This window comes from Corynebacterium sp. HMSC05E07 (assembly GCF_001807225.1).
Classification (GTDB): Bacteria; Actinomycetota; Actinomycetes; order Mycobacteriales; family Mycobacteriaceae; genus Corynebacterium; species Corynebacterium singulare.
Map to the genome: position 1 here is coordinate 1 of NZ_KV788250.1, position 770 is coordinate 770.

General features: G+C 57.1%; 1 protein-coding gene. It reads right to left on the reverse strand.

Features of this window, described 5'->3' with window-relative positions; translation table 11 throughout:
- Positions 1-733: Mu transposase domain-containing protein (locus HMPREF3149_RS09525; protein WP_246819982.1), on the reverse strand; the 733-nt coding region annotated here is incomplete at its 3' end.
- Positions 734-770: the final 37 nt, after the last annotated feature.

Sequence of the window (770 nt, forward strand, 5' to 3'; positions counted from 1 at the left end):
CAGTGACATAGGCCCCACGCTTATGCGAAACTCGGTGTGTTGCCACGGTTGTCCCCTGGTCAAAGACGGTTAAGACGTGCCCGGTGATGCGTACATCGACAGTGCGGCCAACAAGCTGGTGTGGCACGGAGTAGCGCACGGTTGAAACCGTGATATGGAAATCTGGGGCCACTTTCGCGCGCTTCCACTCGGTGTGTTGCCACGGGGTTGTCGGCAGGTCAGCAAGGAGATGTTGCTCATGTTCTTCAAAGAGATCCCTGCGGCTTGACTGCTGGCTGCGAAACGGCACGGAGGTGTTGATCGCGTCAACTACGCCCACAATCTTTGCGTTGAGCTCGTCTAAGTCAACACACTGGTGGCCTTCAAGGGCGTGGATGACTTTGTGCGTGACGATCTTTACCGCAGCTTCTACATTCGCTTTATCCTTCGGCCGACGCGCGCGAGTGGGAAGTGCTGCTGTGTTGTAGTGCTCCAAGAACTGCTGGTAGGTGTCGTTGACCTTCCGATTCCTATCGGCAGTGCTGATCGCGTTCGACGCCGTCGACGCGTTATCGGGTACAACAACCTGGCAGACCCCGCCGAAGTAGTCAAACGCTTGACGGTGGGCATCAAGCCAAGACTGCTGCCGCTGGTCAACACACGCACAGGCAAACAGCATCCCTGAATACGGCAGCGAGGCGACGAAAATGCTGACTTTCACCCCCGGTGTGCCGGAAGGGTCGTACAGGCACATCTTGGTCCCTGCCCAATCCACTTGCATCGTATGCCCT